The sequence below is a fragment of the Weissella paramesenteroides ATCC 33313 genome (assembly GCF_000160575.1).
In the GTDB taxonomy this organism is placed as follows: Bacteria; Bacillota; Bacilli; order Lactobacillales; family Lactobacillaceae; genus Weissella; species Weissella paramesenteroides.
The window spans coordinates 209,272-226,087 of record NZ_GG697128.1 but is presented as its reverse complement, the minus strand read 5'-3'; the positions used below and the strand labels follow the sequence as shown (position 1 = coordinate 226,087).

The 16,816-nt window shown below is 41.9% G+C and carries 13 protein-coding genes and 5 pseudogenes; 12 read left to right on the top strand and 6 right to left on the bottom strand.

What is annotated here, in order from left to right:
- Positions 1 to 2 precede the first annotated feature (2 nt).
- Complete coding sequence (gene pgmB / locus HMPREF0877_RS01060; protein ID WP_002827249.1) at positions 3 to 674, top strand: beta-phosphoglucomutase; 672 nt, start codon at positions 3 to 5, stop codon at positions 672 to 674.
- Between the two features lie 64 nt (positions 675 to 738).
- The gene (locus HMPREF0877_RS01055) at positions 739 to 1,434 is read left to right on the top strand and encodes an aldo/keto reductase (protein ID WP_040760160.1); all 696 of its coding nucleotides are present in this window, start codon (positions 739 to 741) and stop codon (positions 1,432 to 1,434) included.
- 406 nt (positions 1,435 to 1,840) lie between these two features.
- Here the strand turns inward: HMPREF0877_RS01055 and HMPREF0877_RS01050 are convergent.
- Positions 1,841 to 2,104: pseudogene (locus HMPREF0877_RS01050) on the bottom strand (transposase); the annotation flags it as partial.
- Positions 2,105 to 2,384: 280 nt separating this feature from the next.
- Here HMPREF0877_RS01050 and HMPREF0877_RS01045 point away from each other — a divergent pair.
- Both HMPREF0877_RS01045 and HMPREF0877_RS01040 read left to right on the top strand, forming a co-directional pair.
- Positions 2,385 to 2,816: a CopY/TcrY family copper transport repressor gene (locus HMPREF0877_RS01045; RefSeq protein ID WP_002827245.1), complete on the top strand. Its 432-nt coding sequence runs from the start codon at positions 2,385 to 2,387 to the stop codon at positions 2,814 to 2,816.
- Positions 2,817 to 3,066: 250 nt separating this feature from the next.
- On the top strand, positions 3,067 to 5,292 hold the full coding sequence (locus HMPREF0877_RS01040) for a heavy metal translocating P-type ATPase (RefSeq protein WP_040760157.1): 2,226 nt from the start codon (positions 3,067 to 3,069) through the stop codon (positions 5,290 to 5,292).
- A gap of 74 nt (positions 5,293 to 5,366) precedes the next feature.
- On the opposite strand, the gene HMPREF0877_RS01035 is transcribed toward HMPREF0877_RS01040, so the two are convergent.
- On the bottom strand, positions 5,367 to 6,593 hold the full coding sequence (locus HMPREF0877_RS01035; protein ID WP_407128329.1) for an MFS transporter: 1,227 nt from the start codon (positions 6,591 to 6,593) through the stop codon (positions 5,367 to 5,369).
- A 223-nt stretch (positions 6,594 to 6,816) separates the two neighbouring features.
- Between HMPREF0877_RS01035 and HMPREF0877_RS01030 the strand changes: the two genes are divergently transcribed.
- On the top strand, positions 6,817 to 7,407 hold the full coding sequence (locus HMPREF0877_RS01030) for a site-specific integrase (protein WP_002827242.1): 591 nt from the start codon (positions 6,817 to 6,819) through the stop codon (positions 7,405 to 7,407).
- Positions 7,408 to 7,498: 91 nt separating this feature from the next.
- Here HMPREF0877_RS01030 and HMPREF0877_RS10330 read toward each other — a convergent pair whose 3' ends face one another.
- A complete protein-coding gene (locus HMPREF0877_RS10330) occupies positions 7,499 to 7,717 on the bottom strand; it encodes a hypothetical protein (RefSeq protein WP_002827241.1) in 219 nt (72 codons plus the stop codon).
- Positions 7,718 to 7,808: 91 nt separating this feature from the next.
- Positions 7,809 to 8,981, bottom strand: a complete 1,173-nt coding sequence (locus HMPREF0877_RS01020) for an iron-containing alcohol dehydrogenase (RefSeq protein WP_002827240.1) — start codon at positions 8,979 to 8,981, stop codon at positions 7,809 to 7,811.
- Positions 8,982 to 9,384: 403 nt separating this feature from the next.
- Here HMPREF0877_RS01020 and HMPREF0877_RS01015 point away from each other — a divergent pair, with 403 nt between their 5' ends.
- Positions 9,385 to 10,284 carry an alpha/beta hydrolase gene (locus tag HMPREF0877_RS01015; RefSeq protein ID WP_002827239.1) on the top strand — a complete coding sequence of 300 codons (900 nt, stop codon included), beginning with the start codon at positions 9,385 to 9,387 and terminating at the stop codon, positions 10,282 to 10,284.
- A gap of 78 nt (positions 10,285 to 10,362) precedes the next feature.
- Here HMPREF0877_RS01015 and HMPREF0877_RS10415 read toward each other — a convergent pair whose 3' ends face one another.
- Complete coding sequence (locus HMPREF0877_RS10415; RefSeq protein ID WP_258088552.1) at positions 10,363 to 10,485, bottom strand: hypothetical protein; 123 nt, start codon at positions 10,483 to 10,485, stop codon at positions 10,363 to 10,365.
- 763 nt (positions 10,486 to 11,248) lie between these two features.
- Between HMPREF0877_RS10415 and HMPREF0877_RS01005 the strand changes: the two genes are divergently transcribed.
- The 4 genes and pseudogenes from HMPREF0877_RS01005 to HMPREF0877_RS00990 all read left to right on the top strand — a co-directional run bounded on the left by HMPREF0877_RS01005 (position 11,249) and on the right by HMPREF0877_RS00990 (position 15,347).
- Positions 11,249 to 11,497, top strand: coding sequence for a GlsB/YeaQ/YmgE family stress response membrane protein (locus HMPREF0877_RS01005; RefSeq protein WP_002827237.1), 249 nt, complete (start codon positions 11,249 to 11,251; stop codon positions 11,495 to 11,497).
- 78 nt (positions 11,498 to 11,575) lie between these two features.
- Positions 11,576 to 12,244 (top strand): annotated as a pseudogene (locus HMPREF0877_RS01000) (polysaccharide pyruvyl transferase family protein); the annotation flags it as partial.
- A 160-nt stretch (positions 12,245 to 12,404) separates the two neighbouring features.
- Positions 12,405 to 13,934 (top strand): multicopper oxidase family protein, encoded by a 1,530-nt coding sequence (locus HMPREF0877_RS00995; RefSeq protein WP_002827235.1) that lies wholly within the window; start codon positions 12,405 to 12,407, stop codon positions 13,932 to 13,934.
- A 39-nt stretch (positions 13,935 to 13,973) separates the two neighbouring features.
- Entirely contained in the window at positions 13,974 to 15,347 is a 1,374-nt protein-coding gene (locus HMPREF0877_RS00990) for an MFS transporter (protein WP_040760150.1), read from the top strand.
- A 153-nt stretch (positions 15,348 to 15,500) separates the two neighbouring features.
- Here the strand turns inward: HMPREF0877_RS00990 and HMPREF0877_RS10065 are convergent.
- Positions 15,501 to 15,866 (bottom strand): annotated as a pseudogene (locus tag HMPREF0877_RS10065) (hypothetical protein).
- 141 nt (positions 15,867 to 16,007) lie between these two features.
- On the opposite strand from HMPREF0877_RS10065, the pseudogene HMPREF0877_RS09905 reads away from it, so the two are divergent.
- A pseudogene (locus HMPREF0877_RS09905) lies at positions 16,008 to 16,524 on the top strand (IS30 family transposase); the annotation flags it as partial.
- Between the two features lie 90 nt (positions 16,525 to 16,614).
- Positions 16,615 to 16,816, top strand: a pseudogene (locus tag HMPREF0877_RS10060) (transposase); the annotation flags it as partial.

Below are 16,816 nucleotides of genomic sequence, written 5' to 3'. Positions count from 1 at the left end.
AAATGGCTAAATTTTCAGATATTAAAGGTTTTGCCTTTGATTTAGATGGGGTTATTGCTGACACGGCGCGCTTTCATGGTGAAGCTTGGCATCAAACGGCTGATGAGGTTGGCACAACTTGGACACCAGAATTGGCTGAAGGTTTGAAGGGCATCAGTCGCATGGCTTCCTTGCAAATGATTTTGGATGCTGGGAATCATGCCGATGATTTTTCTCAAGCAGATAAAGAAGCATTAGCAGAAAAGAAAAATCATAATTATCAACAACTCATTTCAACATTGACTGAAGATGATATTTTACCTGGCATGAAAGATTTCATTCAATCAGCTAAGGCGGCCGGCTATACAATGTCGGTGGCATCAGCTTCTAAAAACGCACCAATGATTCTAGATCATTTGGGATTGACCAAGTATTTTGTTGGCATTGTTGATCCCGCCACTTTGAGAAAGGGAAAACCTGATCCTGAAATCTTCGTTCGTGCTGCGGAAGTCTTACATTTAAATCCAGAAAATGTTATTGGATTGGAAGATTCAGCTGCTGGTATTGTCTCAATCAATGGGGCAGGTGAGACATCACTAGCCATTGGTAATGCCGATGTTTTGTCTGGAGCGGACTTGAATTTTGAGTCTACTTCAGAAGTGACCTTAGCAAATATTGAAGCTAAAATGCAATAGAGAACTAAAAAGAGTGTCAGTGTATAAAAACACTGACACTCTTTTGTTGTTTTAATTAACAAGCATTACATTTATATTAAAGGCAACTGGAATTTCCCGTGAAAATCTGTTTGTAACAACAAAAATTCAAGTTGAATTTAAAGACTATCAGACTGCCAAAAAATCAATTGATGAGTCATTACAAAGGTTAAATTTAAATTATTTAGATTTATTATTGATTCATTCACCTGAGCCATGGGTTGAGTTTCATAATAAAGAAAATCACTATTTTGAAGAAAATATTGAAGTTTGGCGTGCCATGGAAGAAGCAGTTAATAACGGAAAAGTGCGATCTATCGGTGTTTCCAATTTTAAAAAAGCTGATTTAAACAACATTTTAGAACATAGTACGATTAAACCTGTAGTTAATCAACTGTTAATCCATATTGGTAATACTGACTTTGGATTACTCGAACAAGCCCAACAAAATAATGTCTTAGTTGAAGCTTATTCTCCTGTTGCTCACGGTGAGATTTTGCAGAATCCAGAAATTAAACAGATGGCTGATAAATATCAAATTTCAATCCCACAGTTAGCTATTCGTTATTGTTTGGAATTAGGTACACTACCTCTACCAAAGAGTCAAACATTATCGCATGTTGCAAATAACGCGGACGTAGATTTTGAAATTTCTAAGCAGGATTTAGAAGAATTGAAGAAACTACCACAAATTAATAGCTATGGTGATTCTAGCAGTTTTCCAGTTTTTAGTGGCAAATAGCAAATATAAGAGGCTGAGTTTTGTCTCAGCCTCTTAATATTAAATCGCCTTCAGATGTTGATGTTGGCTTATCAATTTCTTCAATTACAGGTAAAATGCCTTGTTTTTTAACTACTGCTGCTTTCATAATAAATACCTCTTTTTTATTTACGTGCATTATGCACGTTATTTATTTATAATAAGATTATGGAAAATCAGAAAATAAAAGAATTATATGTTGAAGCATTGAAATTTTAAGTACAATATATTGAAGCTGATTACTAAATTAATGTAAAAACACAAATTTATCGTGAAAAATTGTAAAATGTCATTAAATTGTTAAAAAGCTGGCTGTGAACTGAGGGCTTTTAATTTTTGCTTTGGTATAAATGTATATGAATGGTCTTAAAATCGCTAGAAATGAATTTTTTAAAAGCCTTTCTAATAGCGAATCAGCTGTCGGGTCTGGTTTATCTCGCCACACATCGTAATAGCGGTAGACAGTGTGCCATTCCGGGAAATCGTGCGGTAATTCACGCCATTGACACCCTGTAGTAAGCGAGTAAAGAATGGCATTGAATACGTCATAAAGATCATAACGACGCGGTCTTGTATGCTTGCGGAAGTTTTCTAAATCAGGTTGTATTAACGCAAATTGCGCTCGAGAAATATTGCTTGGATAATCTGGCATGACAAACTCCTCAGTCGGTTTTCCACAATTCTACCAGATTCAGCAGATACTAGACAGGTTCTAAGAGGCATTTCACCATACTAACAAGAAAACCAAAAATTCCCAGATCATTAATTTAACATATCGTATCAAACCACGCCTGGAATATTATCTAGGCGTTTTTTTAATGTCATGGTATTTTCTGGCAGAAAGGTTGCATTATTGTGACTACAGTTGTAAACTAATAAGTGTTAAGAGGCTACAAACGTAGACTTAGAATTCAATTAATGGAGGAAGCCAATTGAAGGATGCAAAGAATGTAACCATCACCGATTCTGAATGGATGGTTATGAGAGCAATTTGGACAATAGGACATGCGACTAGTCGTGAACTAATCGATGCTATGAACGAATTAGAAGGCTGGTCAGCTTCAACAACCAAAACGCTACTTCACAGGTTGATTCAAAAACAGGCGGTTGCGCAGCATGGCGGCAGTCGGCCATTCACGTATAAGCCGGTTGTTGGCGAGAAGGAATCAATGGCGGCAGCGGCAGATGATTTGTTTGACCATATGTGTGCGATGCGGGCTGGTTCAACAATTGCCGGCGTTATTCAGTCAAGGGAACTCTCACGGGCGGATATTGCGAACTTACAGGCGATTCTAGCTGAAAAGGCCAAAACAGCGCCCGAGGAAGTTCAGTGTAACTGCTTGCCAGGTGATCAAACGTGTTAAGACTGTGGTGTTCTGTTTACTTTTAGGATTGCTGCACAAAAATCCAGAATCTGGGATTTCTGATGGCGGAAACTTATGAATTTTTGTCGTAATCCTCATTCATATAGTGGCATGGTGCTCCGCAAAGCAGAAGCCTAAATATAAGAACCTGGTGGAAAAATCCCGAGCCCGGAGATTTCCACACAAGGAACTTATATTCCGGCTTCTAACCGCTTTGCTACGCACACTTATTTTTAGGGGGTCGATAATCATGGCAAATAAAGAGGACCATATGAACATGAAAAACATGGGTGCTAAGAATATGGAAAATAATGAATCAAATATGAGTCATATGGATCATGATGACATGAAAATGGATCACGATATGGCCGAAATGGATCATGGTCAAATGAACATGGATCACAGCCAAATGAACATGAATCACGAAACTATGAATATGAGTGGGATGAATCACGGTGATATGGATATGGCTGGGACCGACATGATGATGCACGGTGACTCAATGATGCATATGGGGAATTTGAAAGTTAAATTTTGGGTCTCCGTTGTCTTAGCGATTCCAGTTTTACTGTTAGCACCAATCATGGGTTTAAACGTTTCCATCCTTAGTTTCAGTTCACCGCTAATTGTTGGCATTATCATCGTTTTGTTTGATACAGCACTTTACTTTTATGGCGGAATGCCATTTTTAAAGGGGGCTAAAGCGGAAATTCAGGATAAATCTCCTGAAATGATGACGCTAGTAACCCTTGGAATTTCCGTTTCGTATTTCTACAGTTTGTACGCATTTATTGCCAACAACTTCTTGAACCCGGCAAATCATGTAATGGATTTTTCGTTCGAACTTGCAACCCTGATTTTAATTATGCTTCTAGGACACTGGATTGAAATGAATGCATTGATGGGGGCTGGGAATGCCTTACAAAAGATGGCGGCCCTGTTGCCTAAGACGGCCCATCTAGTTACAGATAATGGTGAAACAAAAGAAGTGCCAGTATCTGATTTAAAAGTTGGTCAAGCTTTCCAAGTGCGTTCAGGTGAGAGTATTCCAGCCGATGGTGTTATTACGGCTGGGGAGTCGACCGTGAATGAAGCACTGGTAACCGGTGAATCTGCTGCCGTTACCAAGAACGTTGGCGATAAGGTCATTGGTGGTGCAACCAACAATAACGGGACGCTAACGGTTAAAATTAGTGGTACTGGTGACTCCGGCTATCTTTCTCAAGTAATGAAAATGGTTCAAAATGCCCAGCAAGCTAAATCTAAAGCAGAAGATAAAGCTGATTTAGTTGCCAAGTATCTATTTTACGCGGCATTTGGTGTTGGAATTATTGCTTTCTTTGCCTGGTTACCCCAGGGATTGGCGACTGCAATGACGATCATGGTGACCGTCTTCGTGATTGCTTGCCCGCATGCATTAGGATTAGCGATTCCATTAGTGGTTTCTCGTTCTACTACGATTGGCGCTCAAAATGGGCTATTAGTTCGAAATCGCCAAGCCATTGAAGCAAGTCAACATGTTAGCCACGTTCTCTTGGATAAAACTGGTACGTTAACAGAAGGTAAATTTACGGTGAATGCATTGATTCCAAGTGATGGGATTGACGAAACAACGTTATTAAGCCGACTGGCCGCCCTTGAAAATAATTCGACTCATCCGCTGGCCCAAGCAATCATTACTGAAGCCCAAGCGAAGAACATTGAAGTCGTTGCGGCTGAAAAGTCTCAAAATATTCCGGGCGTTGGTATTTCCGGTAATGTTGATGGCACTGACTATACGATTGTTAATGGTAACTATTTAACGAAGCAAGAGATCAGGTTTGACGAGGCCGCTGCTGATAAATGGGCTGCTAAGGGTAATTCCGTCAGCTTCCTATTGCAGGGCACCCAAGTTCAAGGAATGGTTGCTGAAGGCGACACCATCAAAGCGGGTGCTAAGGAATTAATTAGTGGTCTTCAGAGGCGCGGAATTACCCCCGTAATGCTCACTGGCGATAATCCAAAAGCCGCGGAACACGTTGCTAACTTACTAGGATTGACTGAATTCCATGCAGGCCTATTACCAGATGATAAGCAAAAGATTATTGCTGATTATCAAGCAAAGGGCAATCACGTCATCATGGTTGGTGACGGCGTAAATGACGCCCCAAGTCTTGCCGCGGCCGATATTGGAATTGCAATTGGCGCCGGAACCGATGTTGCCATTGATTCCGCTGATGTTGTGTTGGTTAAATCAGAACCCAGCGATATTTTACATTTTCTTGATTTGGCTAAAATCACAAATCGGAAAATGGTTCAAAATCTCTGGTGGGGAGCAGGCTACAATATTGTCGCAATTCCACTCGCTGCCGGTGTGTTGTCATTTATTGGAATCATTCTAGACCCAGCCGTTGGTGCTGCGGTCATGGCGATGTCGACAATTATCGTGGCAATTAATGCGATGGGATTGACTGGTGAAAAGATTAAAAACGTGTAATTAAATGATGACAAAAAGAGGAGAAAGATCAGCTGGTAGTCTGGTCTTTCTCCTCTTTATGATCATCATGTTAATTACTTATCTGGTTGCTCAGTTAATTTCGCCAATTTTTGATGCAGCCTAATGTCATATTGCCTGGTAATTGGCATTAACACCGCGACCACCCCGCAAATGGCAGCACCGATTCCTGCAATCACAAATAGGCGTTCAATGCCAATCACATCAGCTAGGGGACCGGCAAAAATTAAGCCAATTGGTCCAGCTAGATTCAACAAAGAATTCAAAACGCCTAGAATCCGCCCTAACTCTTCTGCTGAATAACTTTGTTGAATCATTGCCATTAAAAGCGTTGTAAAAAATGGGGCCGCAATTCCTTCAATGATGTTTAAAGCTGCGAACCATAAAAATCCGGTTTGGTTACCTGGCAAAATGCCGCTAATACCGGTTGGAATGCCAACCAGGAAAAACGCGATGATTACGGGCTTCATCCGGTCCTGCCACTTACCAAAGAGGCCAATGATAGTGCCGCCGATTAGCATGCCAGTTGAATAAATGGCTTCAATTAAGCCAGCCTGACTAACGGTTCCCTGAAAGTATTTCATGGTCATGAGTGGATATATGCTGGCAGCAGGCATGTAGGTTAGTGTGAAGACGGCGCCGATCAACGTAATGTACCACAAGCCCTTGTTGTTCGTAAGTTGTTTGATCCCCAAGCGGGTGTTGTGGAGCACATGCATTGGCTGATCAATTTTTTCATTGTTAGGAATTTGAACCCACGTTAAAATACAAATCCCAATGATGGTCCCAAGTACGTCTAACAGAATCAAGTACTCGATGGGGATAAACGCAAATAAAAACGCGCCCAGTGCTGGGGCAATAATCATATTCGCGGATTGCACCATTCCCAGTTGGCCGTTCATACGGGTAATTTCTTTGTCTGGCACCATTGTGGGCATTACCGATTGAATCGTTGGCATCTGGAAGGTTTGCGCACAAGACCGCATCAGTAATGAAATAAAAATGAGCCAAAGTGGAAATACATGAAATACCGTTCCGGATACGGAAAGAATAATAGCGAAACAGGCAGCAAAAACGTCCGGGAAAATTAGGAGGCCTTTTTTGTTCCACCGATCAACCATAGGACCAACAAACGGACTAAGAATCACCATTGGCAGCATTCCTAAAATAGTAGCAATGCTCAATACCGTTGCTGAACCGGTTTTCTTGGTCAAATACCAAATAGTGGCGGCCTTCTTGATTATCAAATAATTTTTCACCACTTCTATAAGCGGCGCTGGCAATGGCACTGCATCCTTTACCAGCACTAATTATATAATGCCCCCTCGAAAAGGCTATTAAAACAGCCCCCATTATCTACCGGTTAGATAATGGGGGCTGTTTTTTTGTTAAGTGATATAATAAACCATAAAAGAAGTTTAGAAATACGGTCCTGGTCATCAATAAATAAACAATTTAATTATTTATTTAATTAATTATTTAATTTCAGAAAGGTATATATGAATCATGGCGCAACAAATTGTCCTACCCATCAAAGACTCCAACGTCTTAAAGATGGTACAAGATACACTTCTCGATAGTTTCCGTGCTGGTCGCCGAAATTACACCGTTTTTCAAGTTGGTAAGGCCACGCTACTACGTGTGAGTGATGTCATGACATTAAAAAAATCAGATGTCTATAATCCAGAGGGCTCTGTCAAAAATACAGCCTTTATTCATGATAAAAAGACCGGTAAAGCAAACACGTTATATTTAAAGCCTGTTCAGCAAGACTTGTTGCAATATCATGATTGGCTGGTCCAAGAAAATATCAACTCTGAGTGGTTATTCCCCTCGACAGCCCATCATGATCGCCATATCACCGAGAAACAGTTTTATAAAGTGATGGCGCGTGTTGGTGATCTACTAGGTATCAACTATTTAGGCACGCACACCATGCGTAAAACAGGCGCTTATCGTGTCTATACACAGTCAAATTACAATATTGGTTTAGTCATGCACTTATTGAATCACTCAAGCGAAGCCATGACACTGACTTACCTTGGTTTAGATCAAGCTAGTCGCGAGACGATGTTAGATCAAATTGATTTTGGATAATTACATCAAAAGCATACTGAATAATTGGACTATTTTTATTCAGTTACTTAGTGATAATTGAGATGCGATTGCGATTATAAAAATTGATATATCAACCAATGGCTGCTTGGACTTCAATTAATGTTTGGTATGCATTCAAATCAATATCGGCGCTGATGTCAAGATTATGGACAGGTTTTTTCGGCACCGAGAGGTGCCGGACTAGTCGTGGATCGACGCCGATTTTATCAGCAACTGTTTCGATGGCTGCGTAGGTTGCCTCTTCATTGAGTAGTGTACCGTAGCAGTCAAAAGTTAAGTATTTTTCCATGATGAGACTCCTCTCTGACTACCTTTAAGTATACGCACAAACACTAAAAAAGCCGTCGAAATTCGGCGGCTTTTCATCATATTACGTTAAATTATTCAGCGTCGTAGGCAGCTTGGAAAATCTTGATGATATCTTCCTTTGTCCCCTTACGAGGGTTAGAGAAAGCATTCCCATCCTTCAAGGCATTTTCAGCCATCAATTCAAAGTCTTCTGGCTTAGCACCAATTTCTTTGATTGAGTGAGGAATACCAACGTCTTCGGATAATTGCTTCATGGCCTTGATGGCTAATTCGGCAGCATCCCGCGTTGATAGGCCTTCAGTGTTTTCACCCATGATTTCAGCCAATTGGGCGAAACGATCTGGGCAAGCAATGATGTTATATTCTTCAACGTAAGGTAGAAGTAAGGCACAGCAAACACCATGAGGTGCGTCGTATTGACCACCGAGTTGGTGAGCCATGGCATGAACGTAACCCAAGTTGGCGTTGTTGAAGGCCATCCCAGCTAACATTTCAGCTTCGACCATCTTAGTCCGAGCGTCCAAGTTGTTGCCGTTAGCAACGGCTTCACGAAGGGAAGTTTCAATCAACTTGATAGCTTCCACACATTGTGAGTCGGTGATAGGGTTGTGGTCAACGGAAACGTAAGGTTCAACGGCTTGAACGAAGGCATCCATCCCAGTAGCTGCGGTTAAGCCCTTAGGCACATCGAGCATCAGAGTTGGGTCGTTGAATGAAACCAACGGAATGTTCCGCCATGAAACAACCACGAACTTCAAGTGGGTTTCTTCATTCGTGATAACCGCGTGACGGGTTAATTCAGAACCAGTACCGGCCGTCGTGTTAACGGCGATTAATGGTGGCAAAGCCTTGTCGAGTGTTTCAATCCCAGCCAACTTGGTAATGTCGTCGCCATTAGTCAAAATAATGCCGGCACCTTTACCAGTATCGTGAGCAGAACCCCCACCAACAGTGATGATGGAGTCCGCACCGGATTCTTCGTAAAGTTTCTTAACTTCTTTGATGTTACGAATCTTAGGGTTGGGTTCAACATTGTTGTAAACAACGTAGTCCACACCAGCAGCCTTTAAAGAATCCAAAGTCTGTTCCACGGCGCCGCCCTTTAAACCTTCAAGGAACTTATCCGTGACGATAACGAGCTTTTTCATCCCTAACATCTTTGCTCGATCACCAATCTTACTAATGACACCAGGGCCAAAGAAATTGACGCTGGGCATCAGAAAGTCATAACTACGTTCAGCCATTATATAAATGCCTTCTTTCGGAAGTTTTGAAAACAATTGTTACCAATTTCACAAAGTAATTATAACTAATAAACTTACAGTTTGCAATCGTTTTTGGGTAAAAGTCCCTTAATTGTGCAATAAAGTGCTAATTTGTCGGCGGTTTAAACTGCTCAGAAGTCAATAAATTGGACTATTTTTATTCAGTTACTTAGGCAACATTTGAGATACGATTGCGATTGGGTATAAATAAAATAATTCAGGCACATGAATCATTCGAAAGAGTGAATTATGTGCCTGTTTTAATAAGATTTGATATTTCTGTGGTAAGGCTTATATTAAAGGTGTATGACACAACCAGAGACGATTGACACCTTAATTAGGCCCATGAGTTTCAATTTTGAACGTAAAGGGGAAATTCATAATGAAAGTGACACAAGAAGTACTAGACGATATTAAACGCACAACAGATCAGTGGCGCGCTTCAGATGAGAAACGAGATGCAGGACTACCAACGGAGTTTCCGGATGTCAAACGATATGACAACATCAGTTATGGTCCAGCTGGTGAAGAAAATTTGTTAGATGTTTATACACCTAAAGATGTGACACAAAGTGTGCCTACCATTATCGATATTCATGGTGGGGGGAACGTATACGGGTCCAAAGAGCTTTATCAGCATTACTGCCTTGGTTGGGCGAGACATGGATTTGGCGTTGTTAATTTCAATTATCGGCTGGCACCTCAAACCATTTTTCCAGGCGCACTGAAAGATACGGCACTCGTCGCAAAATGGGTTGCTGATCACGGGCAAGACTATCATTTAGATACAAATAATGTTTTCATCATTGGCGATAGTGCGGGTGGCACGCTCGCCTATCAGTATTTGACAGCATATGCGAATCCTAAATATCGTAAGGCGCTGGGATTAGTCTCTAGTGGGCAACTTGTTGTCCGAGGTGGAGCACTGAATAGTGGCTTTTATTTTGTAAAACGTTCTGGTGCCATAACACCGGACAGTTTGATGAGCACCTATTTTACACCAGAAATGATGCAGAAATATGATCAGGAACTGCATACAGAAAACTATGTGACGCCTGATTTTCCACCAGTTTATGTACTGACCGCCAATCATGACTTTTTACATGATGAGGGCGTGCGCTTTGATCAATTTCTATTGGACCATCACCTGGCACATCGATTTGCCAGTTTCGGTACGGAAAGTGATCCGCGCGAACACGTTTTTCAATTGAATCAACGTGATGCCGTGGCAGCTAAAGCTAATCAGCAACAGGGAGAATTTTTCAGAAGTTTGTTTGTATAAAAATAAGGTGATCTTCGAAAATTAAGTAAACAAAAAGACCGGGATTATTGCACTCCCCGGTCTTTATTTATATGAACATTATTCAGCAATTGCTTGAAAGAAAAGTACGGTACCCCAAGTTTCACCTTTAATTAAGTTCTTGGCAAATTTAGCAGCGGCATCCAAATCGTTATCAGGGGTTACTTTGAATTCAAGTTTCATACCGGTTTTTTTAACGAATTCGTATTTGAAATCGCCTTCATATTCTGTCAAAAGCTTAATAGATTGAAGTCAATATTTGAGACAGATTTTCTTCTGCCCTGTAAATCTAGCATAAGAGCACCTTACTTAATGTCACTGTTCACCACGTGAATGTCTATCTAAAAAAAAGAAGGAACCGAGGTGGAAAAAAATGAATTTAAACCGACTGCGATTGAAAGGTTAAAGAGTAAGAGCTATGAGCATCCCACAGATTATTTTGGTGTGACGGTTGATCGATTATATGATCACTGACGCGAGATTCTAAATGCAAACAATTGTTCATGACTAGAGGATAACCTTCTAATAGGGTTCATTTTTAAATAACCCCTTACAGATATATTAAAACAGCCCCATTATCAAATTGCTAGATAATGGGGCTGTTTTTATTAACGATATAATGAGCCTTAAAACGCAGGAATAGATTGAACGGTTAAGCGTTAATGAGTAGCTTGGACTATCTCGGAAAGTATGCTTGTTGATGCGTTTATAGAGCCATTTTCAACGCGTACAATTGTGGATTAAACTAGCAAATTCACGTTGGTCCAACACCATAGTTTCACACAGGTCATCTACTTTCACTGTCACTTCTAATTTCATTTTTTTAGTATAAGAGCATTAAAAACTTTGAAAATATCCTGTATTAATTTTTGTAAGCATTATTAAACTATATTATCTAGTAAGTGATATAACTAGAATATTTTAAAAGCAAAAAGGAGAATAGAAAATGGGAATTATTTGGACCTTAATAGTCGGTGCAATAATTGGAGCAGTAGCCGGAGCGCTTACTAGTCGAGGTGCTGCTATGGGTTGGATTAGCAATATACTTGCTGGATTAATTGGCTCATGGTTAGGCGAAAATTTGTTAGGTAACTGGGGGCCTAGTCTTGCTGGCATGGCATTAGTGCCTTCTATCATAGGAGCAGTTATTCTAGTAATTATTGTTTCTTGGATCACAACTCGAATCAAACATTGAAATAAAAGGGGAATTTTGATCATAGCAAAATAAAAAAGATGATCCTAAATCTAATGATGAAGAAAATATTTTTGATCACCTCAATCAATACATTTTGAAAACAATGAAGATGGTGAGATTGAAAAACAAAAGAGTCAAGAGGCTTACCGGAAAAATCCTAATCTCGTGTTAGTGGCACGTGATGCTCAAAGTTTTCATCGTATGCAATCAACGTTTGATAACCCAGTCATTTTTACACCTGACATGGTTTTATATATGAAACCTGTTAACTGGAATTTCAATCGAAATGGGGCTTTATTCGTTTTACGGCATGATTCAGAAAAAGTTGTTAAAAAAAGTACGATTGACAATATAAAAGATATTTTAGGAAATGAACGCCCTGTAAAAAGAGTTGATACCGTTCTAGACGAACCACAAAAGATAACACCTGTTACTCGGGAGGCATTATTTGATTCAGAACTAGAACTATTCTCGCACCAAGAAATAATTATTACAGATCGCTGGCATGCAATGGTATTTTCCGTTCTAACAGGAACACCTTGCTTATTATTTGGAAATAGTTATGGAAAAGGACAGCACGCTTACTTTGATTGGCTAGAGCATATCAACTGGGTTAGTTATACCGATAAGGAAGATACCGAGAGGATTAAACGACAAATAAACGCGGTCATGGAAGTCAAAACTCACGCTTATGATCTTATCCCTGATTTTAAACAGTTACATGATTTAATTGCACATAATCGGTAGGAAAAAGTCAACTTTTTGATAACATTTGTTGCATGAAAATCCTCCTCAAGTGTATGGATAAGACCTATACCATTTTTCGATACTACTTTAGATTAATTCTAAATTATGTTTATGGCAACCCTAAAAAGTGTTAAAATTCTTGTCAGAGGGGGAAATCACGATGAAAACCTATACGGACTATTTCTTTGATGAGCCAGCGTTTGATCTCCACGATGGCGGGTACGTGCCGCTTGAGGTCAGTGATGCGCCTGAGAAGCCCTTAAATGTGCCGCCGTTGTTGAAACCGGATAAAGAGACGGCGACCGACGTTTATTACACGGTGACAGCAGAGGCTGGGGAAACGCAACTGTTACCTGGGGCGAAGACCAAGACGTGGGGCTATAATACCAGTCTGTTAGGTCAGACGATTGTGTATCGCCGTGGTCAACATACGCATGTGACACTGAAAAACACCCTGCCTGAGTTGACCACTTTTCATTGGCATGGGGCTAATGTCAGTGGCCCTTATGTTGATGGCGGATGCCATGCGCCGGTTTATCCGGGTGAAAGTAAGCATATCAACTTCACATTGGAACAACCGGCGACGACTTTGTGGCTGCACGCGCATCCGTGCCCATCCACAGCCGAGCAGGTTTGGCATGGTTTGGCTGCCATGGTGATTGTCAAAGACGACCATGAAGTCAGCCTGCCATTGCCAAGGAACTATGGCGTTGACGATATTCCGGTCATTTTGCAAGACCGGCGTTTTCATGAGAACAACCAGTGGGACTACCGGGCTGATTATGATCCTGACGGTGTTGCTGGGCCAACTGCAATGATTAACGGTACAATCAATCCCTATTTTGATGTCACCACGCAAAAGGTCCGGTTGCGTTTTCTGGATGGTTCTAATCGCCGTGAATGGCGGTTGCATTTTTCCGATGACCTACCATTTACGCAAATTGGCGGGGATGGCTCACTGTTACCGGAGCCGGTCAAATTTACCCATTTGATGCTGACTTGTGCTGAGCGTGCCGAAGTGATTGTTGATTTTGGCCAATACCATGAAGGCGACGAGGTCACCTTATATACGGATGATGTGCCATTGCTAAAGTTCCGCATTCATGCGTTCAAACCGGATCAGACTACCTTGCCTGATAAGTTGTTCGATGTGAAGGCACCAGTGGTTGACCCGGCTTTGCCAGTTCGCCACGTTGTGATGCAGGGGATGGACGAAGGTGTTGCGATTGATGGAAAAAAGTTTGCCATGCAGCGGATTGATGCCACGCAACCAATTGGCAAATCCCAGTACTGGGATGTTACCAATAGCAATGATGCCCCTGGAATGGTTCATCCATTCCATGTGCATGGAACCCAATTCTTAGTCTTGTCGCGGAATGGGCATGCGCCGTATCCAAATGAACATGGTTTCAAAGATACCGTTGGCGTGAATCCTGGTGAAACGGTTCGGCTGCTGGTTCGCTTTGATTTGCCAGGGGTTTATATGTATCACTGCCATATCATTGAGCACGAAGATGGCGGCATGATGGCACAGATTGAAACATTCGATCCAGCCAAGCCAAAGCAAGAATATAAATTGATGGATATGGATACGTTAATGATGGCCTTGGCTAAAGAACGTGGCGTCAAACCATCTGAGATTTGGATGGGCGGTATGCAGTCTTATGAAAAAATGGGAATGAAAATGTAAACGTCCCACAATACTAATATAGAAAAGGATGGTTTTAATATGCACTCTCCAACGATCAAACATCGCGGGGCTTTTGTCGCCACGTTACTGACAGGCACCTTTTCGATGTCAATTTCTCAGTCTTCTTTAAGCACCGCTTATCCTGCTTTTATGAAAGCTTTTGGTTTAGGAGCGGATACAGTTGCTTGGCTGACAACCGGCTTTATGTTGGTGATGACCTTGATGATTCCGGTTAGCCCATGGCTGTTGCATAATGTTACTTTCCAACGGCTTTTCCAAGCGATTGAACTCATTTTTGCCATTGGGACAGGCTTATGTATCTGGGCACCGAGTTTTACCGTGCTCATGATTGGCCGGTTGCTTGAAGCGATTGCGGTCGGGATTATTTTCCCGAGTTTCCAGACCGTGTTGCTGACGATTACGCCGCATAGGGAGCGTGGTCGGGTGATGGGCACGGCGGGATTGGTCATGGGCTCAGCCTTGGCAGTCGGTCCGATTATTTCCGGTGTTTTGCTGACATGGTTCCCTTGGCAGGCTTTATTCTTGTTCTTCTTGGTCGTTTCGCTGCTTGTGCTGGCCGTTTCAACGGTGACCATTGCGTCTGTCATGCCATTGCAACCGACGCAACTGGACTGGGTGTCCTTCCTTTTATCCGCAAGTTTTCCAATTCTACTTTATGCCTTGGGTGCTTTGTCGAAAAAAGGCTTAACTGTTGGCGTGGTTGGTTTGTTGATTTTAGGCGTTCTGGCAGCTGGTATTTTCGTTGTTCGGCAATTGAATCGCCAACCACCAATGTTGCAAATGCGAGTTTTTGCCACTGGTATGTTTACTAAAGCGATGTTTCTGACCGGAATTTCATACGTCGGTTTGATTGTCACCACTATCCTGATGCCGCTTTACTTTCAAACGCTACTTGGTTTGTCACCGTTGATTTCTGGCTTGTCCTTAGTGCCAGCTGCGGTGTTGCTGAGTATTTTGAATCCAATTAGCGGGCGCCTACTGGATCGCTTTGGACCGCGTGTCGTGGCCATGATTGGCATGTTGTTGATTACTGGCGGCTTTGGTCTGTTAGCAGTCTTTGCCCATCATTTACCGCTGATTTGGGCAATTATGTTGGCGATGGCGACTGAAGCCGGCAATGCCTTTGTGATGATGCCTTCAGTGACGGCTGGCGCGAATGCTTTGCCGAATGAGCTCGTGGCAGACGGCACTGCGGTTACAACGACGGCTCGTCAGTTATTCGGTTCTGCCGGTGTCATGTTCGCCACAGTGTTGTTGGATGGCATGCAAACCACGCTGCGAAGTCATGCTGGCGGTTTTGCTGTTACCTTCGCTGTGTTTGCTGGCGTGGGCCTGATTGGCTTGCTGTTGGCGTTGACGTTACCAAAGGAAGTCGCGAAGAAAGCGGTATAGCTGCGGATTCGTGCTTTACATCTACAAAAATGACCGCCTACCAAAAAGTAGACGGTCATTTTTGTTGCAACTAAGCATGCTTGACTGGGTACTTAGCCGCAAATGATCAGGAGAGAAGCATCGCGACTAGGAAAGGAGGGCAACACGGTTGCTTTAGTCAACAAAGACCAGTTCGATAGTTTCATCTTCCGGTTTGACGTTGACAGATAAATGACGATTAAGGTCGGCCACCAGTTTGCGTGCGAAGGCCATCTTCTCGTCGAATTCGGTCATGTGCGAAGTAAACGGGACGCTTTGGTAATTAAAGTTTTCGCCGATATAGCCCGGATCAGTCACGTAGCGCAAGTTGTTTTCGTCGTGGCGACTGCCCGGTTTCAGGACGGTATCCAAATACTAATAGAGAATCGTTGGATCGTAGTTCAGCGGCTTATCAAGGGTCGTGGAAAGCTTGTAGTTGGTTGCTTGATCAGCGAATTGTTCGTTGATTTGGACTTGGGTAAGGCTTTGATACAATTTCAAAACGATCACTCCTCTTCTTTTCACTTTTAGTATAGCAGTTATGGTAGATTGTAAAATTAATCCGAACGCTGTTCGGACAAAAAAGATCAGCTTCCTTTAAAATGGTGTTTACCACAAACCCATCTTTTAGGAGCTGATCTTTTGTCTAGTATAACCTATTCCGAACGAATTAAAATCGAAACCTTTTGTGAACTAGGGCTGTCCAATATCCAAATGGGCGTTCGGCTGAACCGATCACCGTCAAAAATTTCTTATGAATTATCTCGATGTCAACCTTATCAGTCTGAATTAGCACAAACAGATGCCGAATACAAGCGATCACGATGTGGTCGGAAAACTAAGCTGAGCGATGAGTTAAAGCAAAAAAATTCTCACCCATTTACGTCTAAGCTGGTCACCAGGAATGATTGCTCACGAATTTAAACTAGCTACTAAATCTATTTATAATTGGCTAAATCAGGGGAGAATTGGTTTCTCCTTGAATGATCTATCTGAACATGGTGTACGCCAACGGCGTAACGTTGACCAACGATCCAAATATAATCAATCTTTGGGGCGATCAATTGAACAGCGTCCCATGATGATTAATCAACGTAATCGCATCGGCGATTTTGAACTAGATACAGTCGTTGGTCCTCGTGGGCATAGTAAGGCAGTTTGCTCCTATCCTAGCATTTGGTACATAAATTTCTGAACAGTTGTGCCATAATTAATAAAACAAGATAGGAGCATTCCAATGAAACGATAGCAAGATGATTTTAAAGCCAGCATTGTGAAGATGCATCGTGAAGAGAAAAGATCTATTCGCTCGCTTTCCGAGGAATACGGTGTTTCTCCAGCCGCAATTCATAACTGGGTTAAAGGCGCTAAATCAGTTGAGCTAGAAGACGGTACTGAAGTAACGTCCAAAGAATTCAAACAACTTCAAAGGGAAAATCAGCGATTAAGGG

Coding starts and splice junctions, on each gene's coding strand:
- HMPREF0877_RS01005 (WP_002827237.1), top strand. CDS start 11,249: ATGGGAATTATTTGGACCTTAATAGTCGGTGCAATAATTGGAGCAGTA.
- HMPREF0877_RS00990 (WP_040760150.1), top strand. CDS start 13,974: ATGCACTCTCCAACGATCAAACATCGCGGGGCTTTTGTCGCCACGTTA.
- HMPREF0877_RS01020 (WP_002827240.1), bottom strand. CDS start 8,981: ATGGCTGAACGTAGTTATGACTTTCTGATGCCCAGCGTCAATTTCTTT.
- HMPREF0877_RS01030 (WP_002827242.1), top strand. CDS start 6,817: ATGGCGCAACAAATTGTCCTACCCATCAAAGACTCCAACGTCTTAAAG.
- HMPREF0877_RS00995 (WP_002827235.1), top strand. CDS start 12,405: ATGAAAACCTATACGGACTATTTCTTTGATGAGCCAGCGTTTGATCTC.
- pgmB (WP_002827249.1), top strand. CDS start 3: ATGGCTAAATTTTCAGATATTAAAGGTTTTGCCTTTGATTTAGATGGG.
- HMPREF0877_RS01040 (WP_040760157.1), top strand. CDS start 3,067: ATGGCAAATAAAGAGGACCATATGAACATGAAAAACATGGGTGCTAAG.
- HMPREF0877_RS10330 (WP_002827241.1), bottom strand. CDS start 7,717: ATGGAAAAATACTTAACTTTTGACTGCTACGGTACACTACTCAATGAA.
- HMPREF0877_RS10415 (WP_258088552.1), bottom strand. CDS start 10,485: ATGAAACTTGAATTCAAAGTAACCCCTGATAACGATTTGGATGCCGCT.
- HMPREF0877_RS01015 (WP_002827239.1), top strand. CDS start 9,385: ATGAAAGTGACACAAGAAGTACTAGACGATATTAAACGCACAACAGAT.